This window comes from Ralstonia sp. 24A2, from assembly GCF_051783885.1.
In the GTDB taxonomy this organism is placed as follows: Bacteria; Pseudomonadota; Gammaproteobacteria; order Burkholderiales; family Burkholderiaceae; genus Ralstonia.
The window spans coordinates 1,753,851-1,772,843 of sequence record NZ_JBPVZD010000003.1; the positions used below are offsets into that span (position 1 = coordinate 1,753,851).

17 protein-coding genes are annotated in these 18,993 nt (G+C 65.3%); 13 read left to right on the forward strand and 4 right to left on the reverse strand.

Annotated elements, in window-relative coordinates; all coding sequences use genetic code 11:
* The first annotated feature begins 16 nt into the window (after positions 1 to 16).
* The 4 genes from ACS13N_RS25430 to ACS13N_RS25445 are packed head-to-tail and all read left to right on the forward strand — an operon-like array spanning position 17 to position 4,025.
* Positions 17 to 1,060, forward strand: a complete 1,044-nt coding sequence (locus ACS13N_RS25430) for an ABC transporter permease (protein WP_438934357.1) — start codon at positions 17 to 19, stop codon at positions 1,058 to 1,060.
* Positions 1,054 to 1,872: an ABC transporter ATP-binding protein gene (locus tag ACS13N_RS25435; protein WP_438934358.1), complete on the forward strand. Its 819-nt coding sequence runs from the start codon at positions 1,054 to 1,056 to the stop codon at positions 1,870 to 1,872. Before ACS13N_RS25430 ends, ACS13N_RS25435 begins: the two co-directional genes overlap by 7 nt.
* 36 nt (positions 1,873 to 1,908) lie before the next feature.
* Positions 1,909 to 3,078 carry a c-type cytochrome gene (locus tag ACS13N_RS25440; RefSeq protein ID WP_438934359.1) on the forward strand — a complete coding sequence of 390 codons (1,170 nt, stop codon included), beginning with the start codon at positions 1,909 to 1,911 and terminating at the stop codon, positions 3,076 to 3,078.
* A 5-nt stretch (positions 3,079 to 3,083) separates the two neighbouring features.
* The gene (locus tag ACS13N_RS25445; protein WP_438934360.1) at positions 3,084 to 4,025 is read left to right on the forward strand and encodes an ABC transporter substrate-binding protein; all 942 of its coding nucleotides are present in this window, start codon (positions 3,084 to 3,086) and stop codon (positions 4,023 to 4,025) included.
* 4 nt (positions 4,026 to 4,029) lie between these two features.
* Here ACS13N_RS25445 and ACS13N_RS25450 read toward each other — a convergent pair whose 3' ends face one another.
* The 3 genes from ACS13N_RS25450 to ACS13N_RS25460 are packed head-to-tail and all read right to left on the reverse strand — an operon-like array spanning position 4,030 to position 7,143.
* Positions 4,030 to 4,635, reverse strand: coding sequence for a TetR family transcriptional regulator (locus tag ACS13N_RS25450; RefSeq protein ID WP_438934361.1), 606 nt, complete (start codon positions 4,633 to 4,635; stop codon positions 4,030 to 4,032).
* Positions 4,636 to 4,669: 34 nt separating this feature from the next.
* Complete coding sequence (locus ACS13N_RS25455; protein WP_438934362.1) at positions 4,670 to 5,932, reverse strand: MFS transporter; 1,263 nt, start codon at positions 5,930 to 5,932, stop codon at positions 4,670 to 4,672.
* Positions 5,933 to 5,949: 17 nt separating this feature from the next.
* Positions 5,950 to 7,143 carry a porin gene (locus ACS13N_RS25460; RefSeq protein ID WP_438934363.1) on the reverse strand — a complete coding sequence of 398 codons (1,194 nt, stop codon included), beginning with the start codon at positions 7,141 to 7,143 and terminating at the stop codon, positions 5,950 to 5,952.
* Between the two features lie 212 nt (positions 7,144 to 7,355).
* On the opposite strand from ACS13N_RS25460, the gene ACS13N_RS25465 reads away from it, so the two are divergent.
* Both ACS13N_RS25465 and ACS13N_RS25470 read left to right on the forward strand, forming a co-directional pair.
* Complete coding sequence (locus tag ACS13N_RS25465) at positions 7,356 to 8,567, forward strand: M24 family metallopeptidase (RefSeq protein ID WP_438934364.1); 1,212 nt, start codon at positions 7,356 to 7,358, stop codon at positions 8,565 to 8,567.
* Positions 8,568 to 8,573: 6 nt separating this feature from the next.
* Entirely contained in the window at positions 8,574 to 8,942 is a 369-nt protein-coding gene (locus ACS13N_RS25470; protein WP_438934365.1) for a hypothetical protein, read from the forward strand.
* A gap of 5 nt (positions 8,943 to 8,947) precedes the next feature.
* Here the strand turns inward: ACS13N_RS25470 and ACS13N_RS25475 are convergent, their stop codons facing one another.
* Positions 8,948 to 9,844: a LysR substrate-binding domain-containing protein gene (locus tag ACS13N_RS25475; RefSeq protein WP_438934366.1), complete on the reverse strand. Its 897-nt coding sequence runs from the start codon at positions 9,842 to 9,844 to the stop codon at positions 8,948 to 8,950.
* 340 nt (positions 9,845 to 10,184) lie between these two features.
* Here ACS13N_RS25475 and kdgD point away from each other — a divergent pair, with 340 nt between their 5' ends.
* The 7 genes from kdgD (at position 10,185) to ACS13N_RS25510 (ending at position 18,980) form a co-directional block, all read left to right on the forward strand.
* Entirely contained in the window at positions 10,185 to 11,123 is a 939-nt protein-coding gene (kdgD, locus tag ACS13N_RS25480; RefSeq protein WP_438934367.1) for a 5-dehydro-4-deoxyglucarate dehydratase, read from the forward strand.
* A gap of 25 nt (positions 11,124 to 11,148) precedes the next feature.
* Positions 11,149 to 12,720, forward strand: coding sequence for an aldehyde dehydrogenase (NADP(+)) (locus ACS13N_RS25485; protein WP_438934368.1), 1,572 nt, complete (start codon positions 11,149 to 11,151; stop codon positions 12,718 to 12,720).
* A gap of 92 nt (positions 12,721 to 12,812) precedes the next feature.
* Positions 12,813 to 14,165: an MFS transporter gene (locus ACS13N_RS25490; protein ID WP_438934369.1), complete on the forward strand. Its 1,353-nt coding sequence runs from the start codon at positions 12,813 to 12,815 to the stop codon at positions 14,163 to 14,165.
* 18 nt (positions 14,166 to 14,183) lie between these two features.
* Positions 14,184 to 15,593: an enolase C-terminal domain-like protein gene (locus ACS13N_RS25495; RefSeq protein ID WP_438934370.1), complete on the forward strand. Its 1,410-nt coding sequence runs from the start codon at positions 14,184 to 14,186 to the stop codon at positions 15,591 to 15,593.
* Positions 15,594 to 15,636: 43 nt separating this feature from the next.
* A complete protein-coding gene (garD, locus tag ACS13N_RS25500) occupies positions 15,637 to 17,238 on the forward strand; it encodes a galactarate dehydratase (RefSeq protein ID WP_438934371.1) in 1,602 nt (533 codons plus the stop codon).
* A 1-nt stretch (position 17,239) separates the two neighbouring features.
* Positions 17,240 to 18,094: an NAD-dependent epimerase/dehydratase family protein gene (locus ACS13N_RS25505; protein WP_438934372.1), complete on the forward strand. Its 855-nt coding sequence runs from the start codon at positions 17,240 to 17,242 to the stop codon at positions 18,092 to 18,094.
* A gap of 4 nt (positions 18,095 to 18,098) precedes the next feature.
* Complete coding sequence (locus tag ACS13N_RS25510; protein WP_438934373.1) at positions 18,099 to 18,980, forward strand: SMP-30/gluconolactonase/LRE family protein; 882 nt, start codon at positions 18,099 to 18,101, stop codon at positions 18,978 to 18,980.
* Positions 18,981 to 18,993 lie beyond the last annotated feature (13 nt).

Here is an 18,993-nt window from a genome sequence, read left to right on the forward strand (position 1 = left end):
TGAGGAGAGCATCGACATGACTACGACTACCGCCCCTCAAACGCTGGAGGCGCCTGCCGCGCTGTCCAACCCCTTTGGCGGCGCGATTACCCATGCGCGCGTATGGCGCTCTGGCACGGTGGCCGGGCTGGCGTGGGCCGCCTTCGGATTGCTGACGTGGCGCTGGCCCAACCATGTGATCGGCTTCAGCGATTGGGCCTTCACAGCAGAACTTGGTATCGCGGCACTACTGGTGAGCGTTGCGCTGTTCGTTCTGGCGCTGGTGGGTGCGTACGTGGCGCCCCTGCGTGCCGTGCAGGAAACGCTACAGCCTCTCGGGCCGTGGCTCATCGCCGTACCGGTCGTGCTGGGCGCATGGGAAGCGCTGACAGCCAAATCGGGCTTCCTGCCTACGCCGTTCTTTGCGCCGCCGCAGGCGTTGATCGAGGTCTACACCGAAGACTGGGCGTGCCTGGGCGGCAGCGTCATCAACACGCTCAAGCTGCTGGGGCTGGGCTACTTCTTTGGCGCGCTGACGGGCTTCCTGGTGGGCGTGTCGATCGGCTGGTCGCGTGCCGTGGGGTACTGGGTGCATCCGGTGCTGCGCATTCTGGGCCCGTTGCCCGCCACGGCGCTGCTGCCGATCACCTTCTACTTCTTCCCGTCGAGCTATTCGGCGGCGGCCTTTCTGATTGCGCTGGCGTCGGGCTTTCCGGTGGCGGTGCTCACGTGGTCCGGTGTGGCTGGCGTGAACAAGAGCTACTACGACGTGGCCCGTACGCTCGGTGCCTCCAACGCCTTCCTGGTGCTGCGTGTGGCAATTCCGGCTGCATTGCCGCAGGTATTCGTCGGGTTGTTCATGGGGCTGGGCGCGTCGTTTACGGTGCTGGTGACGGCCGAGATGATGGGCGTGAAATCGGGCCTCGGGTGGTATCTGACGTGGGCCCAGGGTTGGGCCTCTTACGTGAACATGTATGCGGCGCTGATCGTGATGGCGCTGCTGTTCTCCAGCATCATCACGCTGCTGTTCAAGGTGCGTGACCGCGCGCTGGTCTGGCAGAAGGGGACGCTGAAATGGTAGCCGTGCTTGAACGCGAAGCGCCGGTTGAGGCGGCCGCACCCGTCACGCCTGCCACCACCGGCGCACGCATTGACGTGCAGGGCGTGAGCCACTGGTTTGGCAGCCGCGCCAACCCGCTGCAGGTGCTCGACAACGTTGACCTGGCCGTGCAGCCCGGCGAGTTCGTCGCACTGCTGGGCCCCAGCGGCTGCGGCAAATCCACCTTGTTGCGCCTGATTGCCGGGCTGGAAGCGCCCACGCGCGGCCGCATCCTGCAGGACGATGCGCCCATCACCGAGCCGGATCCGTCGCGCGTTGTCGTGTTTCAAGACCCGACGCTGTATCCGTGGCGCCGGGTGTGGGACAACGTCGCTCTCGGCTTGCAGGCGCGTGGCGTGCTCAAGGCGGAGCGCGACCGGGTGGATGATGCGCTGGAGCGTGTCGGCCTCAAGGGCTTTCACCGTGCGTTTCCGCACGAGTTGTCGGGCGGCATGGCGCAGCGCGTGGCACTGGCGCGCGCATTGGTCAACGATCCGCAACTGCTGGTGCTGGATGAACCGCTGGGCAAGCTCGATTCCCTCACGCGGCTGGCCATGCAGAGCGAGCTGGTAGCGCTGTGGCAGCGGGCGCGTTTCTCTACGGTGCTGGTTACGCACGATGTGGAAGAGGCGTTGTTCCTGGCCCAGCGCGTGATCATCTTCAGCCCGCGCCCGGCGCGCATTGCAGCGGAGTTGACGGTCGACCTGCCTTATCCGCGCCATCGTGGTGATCCACGCCTGAATGCTCTGCGGCACGAGGCGCTTGGCCACCTTGGCCTGGGCCAGACCTGGTAGGGCGCGCGCAGGACATCCCAAGATGAAAGTGCAGTCATGAGCGGCCCTCCACCGACGGCCTGGCTCAATACGTTGCTCGGCTTCCTGCAGTGGGCGCAGCAAGGGCTGCTGACGCTGTGGCATGCGTTGGGCTTGACCGGCGATGTGCACGGCCAGCCGGCGTGGCCTTGGGGTGTGCGCATTGCCGGTGAAACGCTGTTGATCGACTTGGGGCAGGCGCGGCAACTGGGCATCACGCTCATTGCCGTGGCGTTGGCACTGGTGGCCGTGCTTGCGGCGGTCTGGGTGCGTCGCTGGCGTGCCGTGGCGCTGGGGGTGGCGGCCGGCCTCCTCGTTGTGGCGCCGTGGCCTTCGGCGGTGGTGCTGTCATCCGCCGTGCCGACCAGTTTCCATGCCAGCCCGACCGCGTTCTCCCTGGCATCCATTGCGAATGGCGCGCGGGTCTACAACGCCGCCTGCGCAAGCTGCCACGGCGCGGATGGCCGTGGAGAAGGCCCATTGGCCGCTACGCTTACACGCTGGCCGCCCACCGTCGTCGGCCCGCTGCTCGGCCGCCATGCCGATGGCGAGCTGTTCTGGCACATCGCCCACGGCATGCAGGATGCGCAAGGCGCAGCCACCATGCCCGCCTTTGCCAACCGGTTGAGCGACAACGACATCTGGGCCGTGCTCGATTACATGAAAGTACTGGCGGCCAGCGGCGGCGTGCGTGCAGGTGGCTGGCCGGTGCCGATGGCGCTGCCGGGGCTGGCCGTGCATTGCACGGATGCCTCGCCCGAACCGCTGAATGCGTGGAGGGATGGACAACGCGTGCGGGTGGTTGCCATCGACGCTGCGTCGGCAAGCCAGTTGCCTTTTGAAGACCCGCGCTTCCAAACATTGCTCGTCACGCCAGACGGCACGCTGCCTTCGGCACCACCGCCAATGCGGGCGCGCTGCGTGGTGGACGGCAAGGATGCCTGGCCCATCTTTGCGGCCATTGCCGGCGCCACACCACAAACGTTCTCAGGCATGCAGTTGCTGGCGGATCGCAATGGCTGGCTGCGGGCGCGCGGTGAACCGGGCACCACCTGGTCCGACGCCGATTTCCTTTGCACCTCCGCCTCACGCGCCGCTGAAACGCCGCGCGCCGCGGGGCTCGACACACTCATCGCCCGCATGGACGCCGAACCGGTGCGTTATGTGAAGGGCGGCTTTATCCATTGACCACCATGCCGATTTCTCGACGACGTTTTGCACAATCTGCGCTGCTGCTGGCGGCTGCGCCGGCCTTGCCCTTTGCACAGGCGCGCCCCGTGCTCAAGGCCGGCGACCAGAAGGGCGGGCTACGCGCACTGCTGGAGGCGGCAGACGCGCTCAAAGGCGTGCCCTACGACATTCAGTGGACAGAGTTTCCTGCGGCTGCGCCGCTGGCCGAAGCACTCAACGCGGGCGCGGTGGATCTGGGGCCGATTGGCGATGCGCCGGCCATCTTCGCGCTGGCAGCCGGCACGCGCATCAAGCTGATCGGCGCGAACCGGTCGGATCCCTATGGCACGGCAGTGCTGGTGCGCCCGGATTCACCGTTGAAGACGGCGGCGGACCTCAAGGGCAGATCCATCGGCACCAACCGGGGCTCGATCGGGCACCTGGTGGCGCTCAAGGCGTTGGAATCTGCCGGGCTGGGGCCGCAAGATGCCAACTTCCGTTTTCTGCCGCCCGCCGATGCCAAGCTTGCCCTGGTCAACGGCTCCATTGATGCGTGGTCTACCTGGGAACCCTATACGGCGATGGCCGAAACCGCCGGGCATGCGCGCGTGTTGGTGAGCGGGCGCGGGCTGTGGTCGGGCCTGAGCTACCTGGCCGCCACGGACGCAGCATTGGCTGCCAAGCGCGATGTTCTGCGTGATTTCCTGCAGCGTGTGGTGCGTGCACAGGTCTGGTCGTACCAGCATGTCGACAGCTACTCGGCCACGCTGGCGCGCATCATCGGCATTGCGCCCGAGGCGGCGCGGCTGCAGTTCGCGCGGCGCCAGACGGTGTGGCGCCCGATTGACGCTCAACTTATTGCCGAGCAGCAGCGCACGGCAGACTTCTATCTGAAGTCTGGCCTGCTCAGGCAGAAGCTGGACGTGGCATCGACCTTTGATACTGGTTTTCCGCTGACAGCCTGAGCACTCAGGGCGCGGTGATCATCCGCGCAAAGCGCTTCAGTGCGGCAGTGGTGCCTTTACGATCGCCCGTGGTGACAAGATCGAGCAGCAGGCCGCGCATCGTCGCCACCTGAATGCGCGCACGGGCACGGGCTTCGGCCGGCGGCAGGCCAAGTTGCGCTTCGAACAGTGCGGTAACTGGGGCAAGCCAGCTGTCCACCACGTCGCCGAGAAAAGCATGAAAGCGCTCGGGCTCGCGAATGGCGCGTGCGTAGAGCTCAAACAGCAGCCGGATGATGGGCAGGTAGGCGTCCGACGCGTAGCGGTCCCACGCTGCTTCAATGGCGGCCACGGGGTCAGCGATGTCGTTCTGGACGCGCACGCGCGCGAGCTGCTCGCGGTGGCGGATCTCGCGCAGCACGATCTCCCAGAACTCGTCGGCGGAGCCGAAGTGGTAGATCAGCATGCGGTGGCTGGTGCCGATGGCCTCGGCCACGCGCCGCAACGACATGTCGCCGATACCGTTGTCGAGCACGTAGCGCACCGCCGCATCCAGTGACTTGACGGCGGATTCGCTGGGTGTGAACGGGGTCTCGGTGCGCTTCTTACGCGGTGCTGCGGTGGTGGCCATGGGATACAGCTCAATACTTGGACTGCCCGCCAGTCTACGCGATCAACGGGCGCTGCCACACCGGCGGCTTGCGCATGCAAAGGATGGCCACCACAGACACTACGGCCGCTGCCAGCAGGTAGTAGAGCGGCGCCCGAACGATGCCCTGCGAGAGCGCATAGGTGGACACCACCGGCGAAGCCGCACCAAACAGCATCACGCCGATGTTGTAGCCCAGCCCAATGCCCAGCGCGCGCTGCCCGGGCGGAAAGCGCTCCGCGAAGAACGGAAAGCTGCCGCCCAGGAACAGGCCGAACCCAAACGCACACACCGCCTGGAAGGCAAACAGCGCCCCGGGTGTGGGGCTGGCGAGCAGCTGTTCGTACAGCGGCGTGCCGATACCCAGCGCAAGCACAATGCCGAACAGCATGATGCCGCTGCGCCCGCGTCGGTCCGACCAGGGCCCGCCGATCAGCGAGCCGGCGATGATGGCAAGCGCCGCCAGCGTCGACCCGATGGCCCCGGTGGTCTGTCCGATCTTGAGCGCCTGCGTGGCAAACGCCGGCATGAAGACGATGGCCAGGTACACCACCGCCGAGCCGAAGCCCGTTAATGCCGAGACCATGACGATCTGCGCGGCCAGCGTACGGGCCGGCAGTGTTCGGGCTTCGGTACCGCTGACCTGCATGGCGCCGGCGTGCAGGCTTTCATTCATATGCCGGCGCAGGTAGGCCCCCACTGGAATCACGCACAGTCCCACCACGAAACCGATACGCCAGCCCCAATCCAGCGTGCGTTCCACGCCCAGCGTGCCGAACACCAGAAGGGCCAGCCCGGACCCGGCCGCCAGCGCTAGGTAAGTGGATGCGCTGAACACGGCGCCATACCAGCCGCGCTGGTGTGGCGGGCAGGACTCGATCACCAAGGCGCCTGCGGCACCGCTTTCGCCCGAGGCGGCAAAGCCAGACAGGAGCCGGCCCACGATCACCATGGCCGTCCCGAGTAAGCCTGCTGTCTTGTAGGGTGGGGCAACGGCAATCAGCAACGTGCCTGCGCCCATCAGCAGGACAGTCGCAACCATGGTGGCTTTGCGACCGCGCCGGTCAGCGTAGCGGCCGATACACCAAGCGCCGAACGGACGCACGACAAAGCCGGCGGCGAACGCGGTGACGGCGGCCAGCGTGGAAAGCACCTCGTTGCCTGCTGGAAAGAAGTTGCGCGCAATGGCCAGCGCAAAGTAGCCGTACAGGGTGAAGTCGAGCCATTCGAAGAAATTGCCGACGGCCGCGCCGACCAGGTTGTGGCGAAGGGTTGTCATGTCGCGTGCCTCTGGGGTTAGAAGCGGTACCGCACGCCCACGGCCGCCTGAAACTGATTGGCGCCCGGCGTGACGCTGCTGGTGGTGCCGAGCGACTGTGCCAGCGTATTGGCGCCATAGGCCGAAGCCGCCGCCGACGTACCAAACGCCACCACCGGATAGCTCGTGCCCGCGCCGCCCTGGTTATGGACAAACGCGCCGAGCAGATACACATCCACGTTCTTCGACAGGTAGTAGCCAAGCTGCGCGCCCACCAGATACGGATGGATGTTGGTGTCCTCCACCCGCAGCTTGTAGAAGCCGACGCGCGCATCCACATTGCTGGTCACCCAGTAAGCTGCTCCGGCCCAGTACAGGTGCGTGGTGTAGGCGCGCCGCGCGGTGCCGGAAGAGGGCCGATCGCTGTCATGCGAGTAGCCGGCGTAGAGGTTGAGCTTATCGATGGTGTAGTTGGCGCCGAGCATCCAGGTCTCGCGCTTCCAGTCGTTCAGGTAGGCAGGGCTGGCGATGGGCGGGCGCGGTGTGCCGGCCGCCACGGCGTTGATCATCGAGCCTGAGGCATCCCACGGGTTGTCTTCGCGGTTGTAACCGGCCACCAGCGTGAGCGAAGGCGAGCCATACATGAGGTGCGCACCGAAGTCGCTCTTCTGCACGTTGCTGCCCGGAGTGCCGAATGCGTAAAGCATGCTGCCCGAGATCGGCCCCCACGATGCCGGTGTGGTGTACCGGATGGCCTTATCGAGCCGGTAGCCGTTGCCGGGTGCCAGCACGCTCAGCTGGCCCAGCGCCACCACGGAAGCCGTGCCGGTGCCTTCGCGCAGCGGGTCGGCCATGTAGGCGGCTTCCAGAATGGGCGCGTAGGTCCGGCCCAGCGTCACCCGGCCGTACGGGCCCTCCAGGCCGACCCACGATTCGCGTGACCACGCCTGCTGCTGTGTCGCGCCGTTGGCCGGAGAAAACCCTTGCTCCAGGTTGAAGACGGCCCCCCAGCCTTGCCCGAGGTCTTCCCGCCCGCGCATGCCGAAGCGGCTAGTGGTGAGAATGCCCGCCGACATGCCCGACAGGCTGTCGCCCGCAGCATTAACGTGCGTGGTGTACGACAGGGCATTCTCCACCGTGCCGTACAACGTGACATTGGACTGGGCATACGCCGAGCCCATCACGGAAAGGCCGATCACACTGGCCGCGCGGATGCCGCCTGCAATTCCCATAGTTGCCTTCCTCCTGGTTCTGTTTTCAGATTCTTCTTTATAACGTACCAATTGGTACGCTATGTACGCGAGCAGTCAATGGACAGCTCTGTGAGATAGGCATCATCCTCTCAAAATTATTCGTTGATATCTGCGAGATTCCCTAGTTGTCCTGATCAAATCATATGTGTACCATGCGGTACGTTTTAATCTTGAGCAGACGCAGGAACGCCATGAAAGCAACCTTCACACCGGAGCAGGACCAGGAATTCCAACGGCGCGCCGATGCGGTGTGCGCTGCAATGCGCGCGGCGGGTCTGCGTCAATTGGTGCTGACCGACACAGACAACCTGTTCTATCTGACCGGCGCCACCTTCGATGCACTGGAGCGGCCGTTCTTCCTGATCCTCGGCGCGGACGGCGGGCGCCAGCTGGTGGTGCCGGCACTTGAACTCGACCATCTGGGCAAGGCGTGGGGTGCACAAGACCGTGTCTCGACCTATCGCGAATACCCGGCACCGGCTGGGGAGACCTGGCATGACGCGTTGCTTGGCAAAGGGCTGTTGCAACCGGGTTTCGCGTTCGAACCCAGCTTGCCGATGTCGATGGCGCGGGTGCTGCTGGATGCCGGTGGCGAGCCGCACGAGCTGATGGAAGGCATCCGCATCATCAAATCCGCATGGGAAATTGCCGCCATCGAGCGCGCTGCGCACTATGCGGACTGGGGTGTCCGGCAAATTCTGCGCAATGCCTCGGAAGGGGCGTTGGTGGCCGAAACGTTTACACCGGGGCAGGCGCTCTCGCGCAAGATCATCCGCGAGACTCCTGATTGGGACCCGGTCGCTACGCGCGTCATCTGCGGAGCATGGCCGGCGCCGCTGAGTGCGGAGCCGCACGCCATTCCGCGCCTGGATATGACGCTGAACGAAGGCCCGCATGTGGCGATGGTGCTGACTCGTGTCAATGGCTATGCGGCAGAGAGCGAGCGCACGTTCTTCACCACACGTCCTGACCCACGGGCACGCGAGCTGTTCCACCTGTTGGAGGCTGCGCGCGAGCGGGCGTTCTCACTCGTACGACCGGGCATGCACTGCTCGGAACTGGACTGGCAGGTCAACCGCTTCCTGGCCGGTTGCGGCTATGCGGGCGACAGCGTGCGGCTGCACCGCTGCGGACACGGCTTCGGCCTGGGCAATCACGAGCCACCCTGGATCGCCGAAGGCAGCGAACATGTGCTGCAGGAAAACATGGTGATCTCCATCGAGCCCGGCATCTACCTGGCGGGCGAGGGCGGGTATCGACACTCCGATACCGTGCTCGTCACCGCCAATGGCTACCGCTGCCTGACCCAGGCACCGATACGGCTGAGTGAACTTGTGCTCGGGCGCCCCAGGTTGCGCCATCGCTTGCAGCGCAGCCTGATCCGCAATGCGCTGAACCTGTGAGCGACCATGCAGATCATTCTGCTGCAGATCGCCTACCTGTGTATCGCGCTGGCCTTCAATGCACTGAGCGCCAGTCTTGCACTGGCGGGTAGCAGGCCTCTCGCGCCCACCAACCTGGCTGTTGCCACCGGCGTGTTCGCGCTGTATGCGCTGGCGCTGTGGTCGGGGCATGCCGGGTTCGATACGGCGTACCGAGCGGCGATGCTGTGCTTCGTGCTGGTGCTCGGCGCGGGTGGCGTGCTTGCCCATCTGCGTCGCGGGCCGACGCAGGCCTATCGATCGGCGGTTGCCTGGGTGGCCGCCATTCTCCTCAATGGGTTGGGGGTGGTGTTGAACGTAGCGGGCGCGCTGATGGGTGCCCGCGCTGTCCTCTGACGCGATCAGCGGCCACTGATGAGCGACTGGCGCAGCGTGTCTTTCAACACCTGAAACGCCGGGTTGTCGTTGTCCTTGCGATAAGCCAGCCACAGCTCGACCGGCTTCGCGGGGGTGGTGCGCACCGGGCGATAGACCACGCCTTCAAAATGCAGCATCGATGCCGCAGCGGGAATCAGCGCCACGCCAATCCCGGCGCGCACCAGTGCCAGCATCGAGTGGATCTGGCTGACGTATTCAACGATGTCGGGCAAGACCTCGGCGCGTTCGAGCAAACCGCTCACCAGTTGGTGGAAGTAGCGCGCCTCGTAAGGCGAATACATCAGCAGCGGTTTGCCCTCGCAATCGCGCAGGCTGGGGCGCTGCGGCCAGGTGTCGGCCACCGCTTCGGGCAGCGCCAGCACGAGCGCCTCTTGCGAGCACGGCACAGCGATCAATTCGCCATGCTCTACGGGCGGGCGTAACAGGCCAACGTCAATCTCGCGCGCGTCGAGGGCCGAAAGCTGCGCGCCGCTCACCATCTCCTTCAACGTCAACCGCACACCCGGCGATGCCGCTCGCACGGCGCTCACCAGCGCGGGCAACTGCCCGTAACCGACCGTTGCGGTAAAGCCGATCGCCAAAGAACCGGCGGCACCTGTGGCGACACGCCGTGCAGTGGCTGCCGCCTCATCGGCCAGCCGCAGAATGCGCGCGGCATCCGGCAAAAAGCTGCGCCCCGCAGCGGTCAATCTGACCGAGCGGCTGTTGCGCTCAAGCAGTTCAGTGCCCACTTGGTGCTCCAGCAGACGCACCTGGCGCGACAGCGGCGGCTGCGTCATATGCAGGCGTTCAGCAGCGCGCCCGAAGTGCAGTTCTTCGGCCACAGCGACAAAACAACGGAGTTGGCTCAGCTCGAACATCGATTCAAAACGGGTATGGATTGGCGTTCATGACTATCTTGAATTGGAATGATGCGCAGCGCAAGAATTGGCCCGCTCGGCAGTCCCCGGACAGCGCCCGCCATGCGGCACGGACACCTTCCCGCATGGCGCGATAGCGCGTCTGGGCGCCGGGCGGCGGTCGCTTCATGTGCATTTGCAGCATCCGCCCCGGTGGCTAAGGGAATACCCCGTATCAATACAAAATATGTATCAATCGAGTTAGTAGTTGGCTTGGACTTGAATCGTTCCCGATGCAAGAATCCGCTCACCAACAACACGTGACCACTGCCCCTGCGGTGGTCCCCACGCAGAGCGAGACATGTCCCGATATACCCCCAAAGAATTCGCCCAACAAATTGGTTCCGGCTTGCTGTCCTTCCCGGTTACGCACTTCAAGGCTTCCGACCTGTCGTTTGACGAAGACGCATACCGCAAGAACCTGGCTTGGCTGTTCAGCCACGACGCTGCCGGCCTGTTTGCCGCAGGTGGTACGGGTGAGTTCTTCTCGCTCACCGCTACGGAAACGGACCGCGTTGTGCGCGCCGCCGTAGCCGAGACCGGCGGCAAGATCCCGGTGATCGCTCCGGCAGGCCGCGGCACCGCTGAATCGATCGATTACTGCAAGGCCGCAGAAGCCGCCGGCGCAGACGGCATCCTGCTGCTGCCCCCGTACCTGACCGAAGCCTCCGCCGATGGCGTGGCCGCCCACGTGGAGCAGGTCTGCAAATCGACCAAGTTGGGCGTGATCATCTACAACCGCGCCAACCAGATCCTGGACGCGGATCACCTCGAGCGTCTGGCAGATCGCTGCCCGAACCTCGTCGGTTTCAAGGACGGCGTGGGCGATCTGGAGCTGATGACGCGCATCTACGCCCGCCTGGGTGACCGCTTCACGTACATCGGTGGCCTGCCGACCGCAGAGACTTTTGCGCTGCCGTACCTGACGATGGGCGTGACGACGTATTCGTCGGCCATCTTCAACTTCGTGCCGAAGTTTGCCCTGGAGTTCTACGCCGCCGTGCGTGCGTACGACAACGCCAAGGTCTACAAGATGCTCAATGACTTCGTGCTGCCGTACATCCAGCTGCGCAACCGCAAGCGTGGCTACGCAGTGTCGATCGTCAAGGCCGGCATGAAGGTGGTTGGCCGCAGCGCGGGCCCGGTGCGTGCGCCGCTGACGGATCTGACCGACGCAGAACTGGCCGAACTGTCGGCACTGGTGTCGCGCGTGGCCGAAGTCGAAAAACTGGCTGCATAAACGCAACCTGAACAAGGAACCCACTATGACCTTGAGCGGCGAACTGCTGCTGGGTGCTGCCCGCGTTGCGGGCGGTGCCGGCACGGTTCGCGCCATGAACCCCGCCACCGGGGAATGGCTCGAACCCGAATTCACCCTGGCCTCCAAGGCCGATGCCGCGCGTGCCGCTGAACTGGCCGCCGCGGCTTTTGACGTTTACCGCGAAACAGCGCCGGAAGCGCGTGCTGCGTTCCTGGAAGCCATCGCCAGCCAGATCGAAGCGCTGGGCGATGCGCTGATCGAGCGCGCGATGGCGGAATCCGCACTGCCGCGTGCCCGTCTGGAAGGCGAGCGCGGCCGCACGTGCGGCCAACTCCGCCTGTTTGCAAACGTGGTGCGCGCCGGCGATGCCGTGGGCGCACGCCTCGATTCTGCACTCCCCGAACGCAAGCCGCTGCCCCGTTCCGACCTGCGCCTGCGCCGTATCGCGCTGGGCCCAGTGGCCGTGTTTGGCGCGAGCAACTTCCCGCTGGCGTTCTCGGTGGCGGGCGGTGATACCGCATCGGCGCTGGCAGCCGGCTGCCCGGTCGTCGTAAAGGCACACCCGGCGCATCCAGGGACGTCCGAGCTGGTGGGCCGCGCCATTCAGGCAGCGGTTGCCCAGTGCGGCCTGCCAGAAGGCGTGTTCTCGCTCATCCTGGCCGACAACGATGTGGCAGGTGCGTTGGTGGCCGACCCGCGCATCCAGGCGGTGGGCTTTACCGGATCGCGCGCGGGTGGTCAGGCACTGCTGCGCATTGCACAGGCACGTCCGCAACCGATTCCCGTGTATGGCGAGTTGAGCGCCATCAACCCCGTCTTCCTGCTGCCCGATGCGCTGGCCAAGCGTGCCGCTGCATTGGGTCAGCAATACGTTGCGTCGCTCACGATGGGCGCAGGCCAGTTCTGTACCAACCCAGGCTTGCTGCTCGCGATCGATGGGCCGGATCTCGACGCGTTTGAAGCAGCCGCTGCGGTGGCCATGGGTCAGGCACCGGCCCAGCCGATGCTGACTGCCGGCATTCATGCCGCGTACGCGCGCGGTGTCGACAAGCTGAGCGGCGAAGCCAACGTGCGTTGCGTCGCACGCGGGCAGGGCAGTGACCAGCCCAACCGTGGGCAGGCTGGCTTCTACACGACGGATGCGAAAAGCTTCCGGGCACAGCCGACGCTGCACGACGAGATCTTTGGTGCCACCGGCCTCGTCGTTCGCTGCCGTGACGCGGAAGAGCTGCGCGTGCTGGCTGAATCGCTCGAAGGCCAGCTGACGGCCACGCTGCACCTGGATACTGGCGATACGGCCATCGCCCGTTCGCTGCTGCCGATCCTGGAGCGCAAGGCGGGCCGCATCCTGGCCAACGGCTGGCCTACCGGCGTTGAGGTATGTCAGGCCATGGTGCACGGCGGCCCGTGGCCCGCCACGACGGATTCGCGCACGACCTCGGTCGGCACGGCGGCCATCGAGCGTTTCCTGCGCCCGGTGTGCTACCAGGATCTGCCGGCAGAGTTGCTGCCGCAGGCGTTGCAAGACGCGAACCCGCTCAAGCTGCGTCGTCTGGTCGACGGGCAGTGGCAGTAATCAGGTCGTCAACAAGCACATAAAAAGCCGGGCCGTACAGGACCCGGCAGCTTGAACCCAGGCGCGCATGACGCCGGACCAAGGAGGAGACCATGGATATCAAAGCCCCAACTGTTGGCGCCCAAAGCGTGCCGCGCACCGAGCGCATGACCCGCGTGCGCTTCGTGATCCTCGCGATGCTGTTCATCGTGACGACCATCAACTATGCCGATCGCGCGACGATCTCGATGGCCGGCTCGGCCATGCAGAAGGAACTCGGCATCGATGCCGTGTCGCTCGGCTATATCTTCTCGGCCTTCGGCTGGGCCTACGTGATCTCGCAGATTCCGGGCGGCTGGTTGCTCGACCGCTTCGGCTCCAAACGCGTGTACACGTTCAGCATCCTGCTGTGGTCGTTGTTCACGCTGGCGCAGGGCGCCATCGGCTTCTTTACCGGCATGGCCGCCATTGTCATGGTGTTCTGCCTGCGCTTTCTGGTGGGGGCGGCCGAGGCGCCGTCCTTTCCGGCCAACAGCCGCATCGTCGCTGCATGGTTCCCGGCCAACGAACGCGGTACCGCATCCGCCATCTTCAATTCGGCGCAATACGCGGCCACGGTGGTCTTTGCCCCGTTGATGGCGTGGCTCGTGCACGAGTTCGGCTGGCATCACGTGTTTATCGTGATGGGCGTGATCGGCATTGCCATGGCCTTCGTGTGGAAGACCTTCGTGCACGACCCGAAGGACCACCCCGGCATCAACCGCGCCGAGATCGAGTACATCGAAGCTGGCGGCGGCCTCGTCAACATGGACCGCGCCGGCGTGGCCAAGACCGAGGGCCCGAACCTCGGCTACGTCAAGCAACTCCTCGGCAACCGCATGCTGATGGGGGTGTACATCGCGCAGTACTGCATCAACGCGCTCACGTACTTCTTCATCACGTGGTTCCCGGTGTACCTGGTGCAGGCGCGTGGCATGTCGATCCTGAAGGCCGGTTTCGTGGCCTCGATTCCTGCGGTGTGCGGCTTCCTGGGCGGCATTCTGGGCGGAATCATTTCCGACGCGCTGCTGCGCAAGGGCGCATCGCTGTCGGTGGCGCGCAAGGTACCAATCGTGCTGGGCATGCTGCTCTCCATGAGCATGGTGATCTGCAACTACGTGGATGCGCAGTCCATCGTGGTGGCGGTGATGGCGCTGTCGTTCTTCGGCAAGGGGCTGGGCGCGCTGGGCTGGGCGGTCAACTCCGATACGGCACCGAAGCAGATCGCCGGCCTGTCGGGGGCGCTGATGAACACCTTCGGCAATCTGTCGAGCATCACCACCCCCATCGCCATCGGCTACATCGTCAACACCACGGGCTCGTTCAACGGAGCGTTGGTGTACGTGGGTATCCATGCTGCGGTTGCGATCGTCTGCTACCTGGTCATGGTGGGCGAGATCAAGCGCGTGGAACTCAAACCGCTGTAAGCCACAGGAGCGCTAGAAGTGACGTTGCAATCGATCGAATCCGGCGCACGTACGCACACCCCGCGTGTGACGGAGATGCAGGTGATCCCCGTCGCCGGGCGGGACAGCATGCTGCTGAATCTGTGCGGCGCCCATGCCCCGTTCTTCACCCGCAACCTTGTCGTCCTCAAAGACAACGCCGGGCGCACCGGCGTTGGCGAGGTGCCGGGCGGGGAGGGTATCCACCAGGCACTGGAGCGCATGATTCCGCTGGTGGTGGGGCAGTCCATCGGCCGCACCAACGGCGTGCTCAACAGCATCCGTCGTGCACTGGCGGGCGGTGGCAATGCGGCACATCAGGCAACCGTGCACCAGGTGACGTCCGCCTCGGAAGCAGCCGTGCTGCGCCAGCCGCACGAGATCAACCTGCGCATGGACAACGTCATCACCGCGGTGGAAGCAGCGCTGCTGGACCTGCTCGGCCAGTTTCTGGAAGTGCCGGTCGCGGAACTCCTGGGTGCGGGGCAGCAGCGCAATTCCGCGCCAATGCTCGCCTACCTGTTCTACGTGGGGGACCGCCGCAAGACCGATCTGCCATATCTGGACGGCGGTAACGGTGCGGATGACTGGCTGCGCTTGCGCCACGAAGCCGCAATGACGCCGGAAGCCATCGTCCGTCTGGCAGAGGCCGCCGCCCAGCGCTACGGCTTTGCCGACTTCAAGCTCAAAGGCGGTGTGATGCGCGGCGCAGAAGAGATGGAGGCGATTGCCGCCATCAAGGCGCGCTTCCCGCAAGCACGCGTCACGCTGGACCCGAACGGGGCCTGGTCGCTCAACGAGGCGATTGCGCTGTGCAAGGGGCAGGGGCACCTGCTGGCCTACGCCGAGGACCCCTGTGGCCCGGAAGCTGGCTACTCCGGGCGCGAGATCATGGCCGAATTCAAACGCGCTACCGGCATCCCGACCGCCACCAACATGATCGCCACCGACTGGCGCCAGATGGGCCACGCGATCCCGCTGCAGGCCGTGGACATCCCCCTGGCCGATCCGCATTTCTGGACCATGCAGGGCTCCGTGCGCGTCGCGCAGATGTGCGATGAATGGGGCCTCACGTGGGGCTCGCATTCCAACAACCACTTCGATGTCTCGCTGGCGATGTTCACGCATGTGGCCGCCGCCGCGCCGGGCAACATCACCGCCATCGATACGCACTGGATCTGGCAGGAAGCAGAAGAGCGCCTGACGCGCGAGCCGCTGCGCATCCAGGGCGGCCACGTGGCCGTACCGGATCGCCCGGGCCTCGGTATCGAGATCGACATGGAGCGCGTCATGGCCGCCCATGCCCTATACAAAACCCTCGGCCCTGGTGCGCGCGACGACGCCATGGCCATGCAATACCTCGTGCCGGGCTGGTCGTACGATCCCAAGCGCCCGAGCCTGGGGCGCTGAACGGCTGAATTGTTTGATACGCCCCCCCATTCCGGAGTCTGTGATGTCCGAATCCACGCTGGCCCCCGAGGCCGGCACTGAAACCGAGAAAGCGCTGACGATCCGTGTACATGACGGCGACAACGTCGCCATCGTCGTCAACGCGCGCGGCTTGCCTGCCGGCACGGCACTGGCCGACGGCACCGTGCTGGTCGAAGGCGTACCGCAAGGGCATAAGGTGGCATTGGCCGACCTTGCAGAAGGCGATGCCGTCATCCGCTACGGCGAGGTGATCGGCTACGCCGTCAAACCGCTGCCGCGCGGTAGCTGGATCAACGAGCACGCCGTCAAGCTACCGTCCGCGCCGGCACTCGATGAACTGCCCCTGGCCACGCGCCCCGATCCCAAACTGGCAAAGCTCGAGGGCTACACCTTCGAGGGCTATCGCAACGCGGACGGCACGGTCGGCACGAAGAACGTGCTCGGCATCATGACCAGCGTGCAGTGCGTGGCCGGTGTGACGGACTACGTGGTCGGCCGCATCAAGCGTGAGCTGCTGCCGCGCTACCCGAACGTCGATGATGTGGTTGCGCTCAATCATGTGTATGGCTGCGGTGTCGCCATCAACGCGCCGGCGGCCATCGTGCCGATCCGCACGCTGCAAAACCTTGCCCTCAACCCGAACTTTGGCGGCGAGATCATGGTGATCGGCCTGGGCTGCGAGAAGCTCGTGCCCGAGCGCCTCGTGCCGGAAAAGCTCGCCCCGGGCGGGCGCATCCCCATTGAAGTGGCCGGCACGGCCGATTCGCCGGTGCTGCGTCTGCAGGACGAAGCATTCGACGGCTTCATCGGCATGACTGATGCCATCATGGAGATGGCCGAGCGCCGACTTGAACACCTCAACAAGCGCCAGCGCGAAACCTGTCCCGCCTCCGATCTGGTGGTGGGCGTGCAATGCGGTGGCAGCGATGCATTTTCCGGTGTGACCGCCAATCCGGCCGTCGGCTTTGCCGCCGACTTGATCGTGCGGGCCGGCGGCACCGTCATGTTCTCGGAAGTGACCGAGGTACGCGACGCCATCCACCTGCTCACGCCGCGCGCCATCGACGAAGACGTTGGCCGCGCATTGCTGCGCGAGATGGCGTGGTATGACGACTACCTGAGCGGCGGCCAGACCGATCGCAGCGCCAACCCGTCGCCGGGCAACAAGAAGGGCGGCTTGTCCAACGTGGTGGAAAAGGCGCTGGGCTCCATCGTCAAATCGGGCAGCACACCCATCGTCGATGTGCTCGGCCCCGGCGAGAAAGTGCGTCGCAAGGGGCTGATCTTTGCCGCCACACCGGCCAGCGATTTTGTGTGCGGCACGCTGCAGCTCGCCTCGGGCATGAACCTGCAGGTGTTCACCACTGGGCGCGGCACACCTTACGGACTGGCCATGGCACCCGTCATCAAAGTGTCGACGCGCAAGGCGCTGTCCGAGCGCTGGCATGACCTGATTGACCTCGACGCGGGCCGTATCGCCACGGGCGAGGCCAGCATTGCCGACGTCGGCTGGGAGCTGTTCCACCTGATCCTCGACGTGGCCAGCGGCCGCAAGCAGGTCTGCGCAGACAAGCTCGGCTTGCATAATGCGCTCGCGCTGTTCAACCCCGCCCCAGTAACCTGATATGACCGTAACCAACACCGACACGCCTGCACACACCGATCCGCTGGCGGGCATCACCACCCGCTGCCACCGCCTGCTGCTGACGGGCGCGGGCGGCAACCTGGGCAAGGTGCTGCGCGAGCGCCTGCCGAAGTACGCCGACGTGCTGCGCATTTCCGACATCTCGGACCTGGGCGCCGTACGCCCGGGCGAGGAGGTCGTCCCCTGCAACCTGGCCGATCCGCAGGCCGTCGATGCGCTGGTTGCAGGCACGGATGCCATCGTTCACCTGGGTGGCGTCTCGGTTGAACGCCCATTTGAAGAGATCCTGCCGGCCAACATTCAGGGCGTCTACAACCTCTATGAGGCTGCGCGCCGTCACGGCGTGCGCCGCATCGTGTTTGCCAGCTCGAACCACACCATCGGCTTCTACAAGCAGGGTGACGTCATCGACAACACCGTGCCGACCAAGCCCGATGGCTACTACGGGTTGAGCAAGGTCTTTGGTGAGCAGCTCGCCAGTTTCTACTTCGACCGCTACGGCATCGAAACGGTGGCCATCCGCATTGGCTCGTCATTCCCCGAGGCCAAGGACCGCCGCATGCTGGTCACGTGGCTCGGCTACGACGATCTGGAACAGCTGATCCGCCGCGCCATGTTCGTACCAAACGTTGGCTTTACTGTGGTCTACGGCATGTCGGCCAACCGAGACCGCTGGTGGGACAACCGCAACGCGGCTCACCTCGGCTACGTGCCTACCGAGACCAGCGAGATCTTCCGCACGCAGGTGGAGGCGCAGCCGCCACTGTCTGCAGACGATCCGGCCGCGCTGTATCAAGGCGGTGCCTTCGTCAAAGCTGGCCCGTTCGGAGACTGACCCGATGCACGCAAATGTGGAACGCATCGGCACCATGCGCTGCGGCGTCGGCGAGAGCCCGGTGTGGCATGCCGGCGAACAGGCGCTGTACTGGACGGACATTCCCGGGCGCACCCTGTGGCGTTGGAGCGCCTCGACAGGTCACTGCGACGCATGGGCGTTGCCCGAGATGGCTGGCTGCATCGCCATGACTTCCGGTGGTTGGGCATTGGCCATGGAGACTGGTGTCTTTCGCGCACAGCAGCCGAAGGCAGGCATCGCGCTTGCACCGCTTGAACGCCTCGCCACGGTGGAACACGCACGGCCCGACATGCGCTTCAACGACGGCCGTTGCGACCGTCAGGGCCGCCTCTGGGCAGGCACGATGGTGTTCGACACCGCACTGGGTGTACCTGCCGGCAAGCTCTATCGTCTCGATGCCGCCGCGCGCCGCGTAGAGGCTGTCATCGATGACCTGATCGTCCCGAACGGCCTGGCCTTCAGCCCCGATGGGCGCACGATGTACCTGTCGGATTCACATGCCAGCCGCCAGACCGTCTGGGCGTTTGACTACCACATCGATACCGGCACGCCGTATAACCGCCGTGTCTTCATCGACATGCATGCGCACCCCGGCCGCCCCGACGGCGCTGCCGTGGATGCCGACGGCTGCTACTGGATCTGCGGCAACGATGCCGGCCTCGTCCACCGCTTCACGCCCGACGGCCAGCTCGATCGCAGCATCGCCATTCCTGCCGCCAAGCCCGCCATGTGTGCCTTTGGCGGGCCTGGGCTGGACACCCTGTTCGTCACTTCGATCCGCACCGACGACAACCCGCTCTCAGGCGCCACGTTTGCCGTGCGCCCGGGCGTGACCGGACTACCGGAACCTGCCATGCACATCTAACCGCAGTCCGCCC

Bases quoted from the DNA above. Each gene is read 5' to 3' on its own strand.
- ACS13N_RS25505 (WP_438934372.1), top strand. From the start codon at position 17,240: ATGACCGTAACCAACACCGACACGCCTGCACACACCGATCCGCTGGCG.
- ACS13N_RS25430 (WP_438934357.1), top strand. From the start codon at position 17: ATGACTACGACTACCGCCCCTCAAACGCTGGAGGCGCCTGCCGCGCTG.
- ACS13N_RS25465 (WP_438934364.1), top strand. From the start codon at position 7,356: ATGAAAGCAACCTTCACACCGGAGCAGGACCAGGAATTCCAACGGCGC.
- ACS13N_RS25470 (WP_438934365.1), top strand. From the start codon at position 8,574: ATGCAGATCATTCTGCTGCAGATCGCCTACCTGTGTATCGCGCTGGCC.
- ACS13N_RS25485 (WP_438934368.1), top strand. From the start codon at position 11,149: ATGACCTTGAGCGGCGAACTGCTGCTGGGTGCTGCCCGCGTTGCGGGC.
- ACS13N_RS25440 (WP_438934359.1), top strand. From the start codon at position 1,909: ATGAGCGGCCCTCCACCGACGGCCTGGCTCAATACGTTGCTCGGCTTC.
- ACS13N_RS25460 (WP_438934363.1), bottom strand. From the start codon at position 7,143: ATGGGAATTGCAGGCGGCATCCGCGCGGCCAGTGTGATCGGCCTTTCC.
- ACS13N_RS25445 (WP_438934360.1), top strand. From the start codon at position 3,084: ATGCCGATTTCTCGACGACGTTTTGCACAATCTGCGCTGCTGCTGGCG.
- ACS13N_RS25510 (WP_438934373.1), top strand. From the start codon at position 18,099: ATGCACGCAAATGTGGAACGCATCGGCACCATGCGCTGCGGCGTCGGC.
- kdgD (WP_438934367.1), top strand. From the start codon at position 10,185: ATGTCCCGATATACCCCCAAAGAATTCGCCCAACAAATTGGTTCCGGC.
- ACS13N_RS25450 (WP_438934361.1), bottom strand. From the start codon at position 4,635: ATGGCCACCACCGCAGCACCGCGTAAGAAGCGCACCGAGACCCCGTTC.
- ACS13N_RS25475 (WP_438934366.1), bottom strand. From the start codon at position 9,844: ATGTTCGAGCTGAGCCAACTCCGTTGTTTTGTCGCTGTGGCCGAAGAA.
- ACS13N_RS25435 (WP_438934358.1), top strand. From the start codon at position 1,054: ATGGTAGCCGTGCTTGAACGCGAAGCGCCGGTTGAGGCGGCCGCACCC.
- ACS13N_RS25490 (WP_438934369.1), top strand. From the start codon at position 12,813: ATGGATATCAAAGCCCCAACTGTTGGCGCCCAAAGCGTGCCGCGCACC.
- garD (WP_438934371.1), top strand. From the start codon at position 15,637: ATGTCCGAATCCACGCTGGCCCCCGAGGCCGGCACTGAAACCGAGAAA.
- ACS13N_RS25455 (WP_438934362.1), bottom strand. From the start codon at position 5,932: ATGACAACCCTTCGCCACAACCTGGTCGGCGCGGCCGTCGGCAATTTC.